The 1,620-nt window shown below is 74.4% G+C and carries 2 protein-coding genes; both read right to left on the reverse strand.

The window, feature by feature from the left end:
• Positions 1 to 38: 38 nt before the first annotated feature.
• Positions 39 to 884, reverse strand: a complete 846-nt coding sequence (locus IFT36_RS15980) for a tryptophan-rich sensory protein (protein ID WP_200413660.1) — start codon at positions 882 to 884, stop codon at positions 39 to 41.
• Positions 885 to 999: 115 nt separating this feature from the next.
• The gene (locus IFT36_RS15985; protein WP_307785135.1) at positions 1,000 to 1,461 is read right to left on the reverse strand and encodes a DUF3817 domain-containing protein; all 462 of its coding nucleotides are present in this window, start codon (positions 1,459 to 1,461) and stop codon (positions 1,000 to 1,002) included.
• Between the last annotated feature and the right edge of the window lie 159 nt (positions 1,462 to 1,620).

Consider the following 1,620-nt stretch of genomic DNA (forward strand, 5'->3'; position numbering starts at 1 on the left):
GGGGCGGTGCGGGCGGTACAGGGCGGTGCGGCGGGGGCTCAGCGCTGCAGCGAGGCGGTGGCGCCGACCCGACCGCGCGCGACCCGCACGGCGACCGTGACGACCAGCACGACGGCGGCGGCGACGATCGCGGCCACCCCGGCGACGACGTTCTCGGGTTCGCCGGTCAGGCGGCCGACCGCGATCCAGGCGAGTCCCCACGAGAGCGACAGGGCGGGGGCGAGGCGGCCGCGCCCGGCGAAGGCCAGCACGACGCCGACGAGTGCGGCCACGGCGAGCACCACCGACGACCAGAACCCGGCCGCGAAGCCGAAGCCGTCGAAGCCCGCGTCGACCAGGCCGGCGGCGACGTTGGCGACCGTCGCGACGCTGACCCAGCCGAGGTAGAGGCCGAGGGTGCCGTCGGTGACGACCGCGTCGACCCACCCGCTCGACGCGGTGTGGAACAGGATGACGAAGATGCGCGCGAGCACCAGCAGCAGCGCGACGATCACGACGGCGCCCAGCCAGACGCTGCCGAGCTGCACGGCGGCGAACAGCCAGGCGGCGTTGAGCAGCAGCGAGGCCGCGACCCAGTAGCCGAGCCGACGGTGTCGGGTCACGGCGCGCTGACCGGGCAGGGCCTGGTAGATCGCGTAGGCGACGAGGCCGAGGTAGATGACGCTCCAGATGCTGAAGGCCGTGGTCGCCGGGGCTACCGTCGTGGCCGTCGCGCTGAGGGCCCCGCCCGCCGCGTCGGACACCGCGACGCCGCCGAACGCGCCCGATCCGTAGGCGGCCAGCACGATCGCGAGGACCGCGGTCACGACCACGACGATCTGGCGGACGACGTCACGCGACGTCGCGGTCTCGGCAGGGGGTCGGGTGCTCGTGTCGGTGCTCATGAGGGGGACGCTAGTCGTGCCCGCCGGTCGATCTCTTAGTTGCTAAGAGGATTGTCAGGGAAGGGGCGGCGAGGGAGGGGCGGCACAGCCGAGGAGGCGCGGTGCGGTCGGGCGGTCAGCCCACCTGCACGGGCGGCCCCGCGATCAGCAGCACCACGAAGACGACGACCACGGCGACGACCAGCAGCAGGAGGGCGAGGACGAGGTGCCCGAGCATCCAGCGCAACAGGCGGTCGAGGGGGCGTCGGTCGCGCGGGTCGTCGGTCGCCGTGCGGCGCCAGGCACCGGCGAGGAGGCCGCGGCGGTCGATCCAGCGCTCGACGGGCAACGAGGCGAACGGCACGACGGCGCTGGCGAGGGCGGCCAGGGTCACCCCGCCCGACCAGCGCTGGTTCACCGCGACGACGACGCCCGCGACGAGGTACGCGAGGAACACGAAGCCGTGGATCGGCCCGGCCACGCTGACCGGCCAGTCTCCGACCCCCACCGCGTACTTGAGGATCATGCCCACGATGAGCAGCGACCAGGTCACCACCTCGGCGACGGCGAACGAGCGGAAGAGGGTGCGAGGCGACACGAGCTGCTCCTGGTGAGGGGCCGACGGGGACGCGTCCATGCTCGCAGCCCCCTGCTGAGCGCCGGCCCTGCCCGATCGCCCCGGTGACTCGGCCACGCGGCCCTGCCCGCTCTACGCGGCCACCCGGCGACCCGGCCACGCGGCCACGCGGCCACGCGG

Origin of the sequence: Frigoribacterium sp. CFBP 13605, from assembly GCF_014839405.1 — a bacterium.
Classification (GTDB): Bacteria; Actinomycetota; Actinomycetes; order Actinomycetales; family Microbacteriaceae; genus Frigoribacterium.

Bases quoted from the DNA above. Each gene is read 5' to 3' on its own strand.
- IFT36_RS15980 (WP_200413660.1), bottom strand. From the start codon at position 884: ATGAGCACCGACACGAGCACCCGACCCCCTGCCGAGACCGCGACGTCG.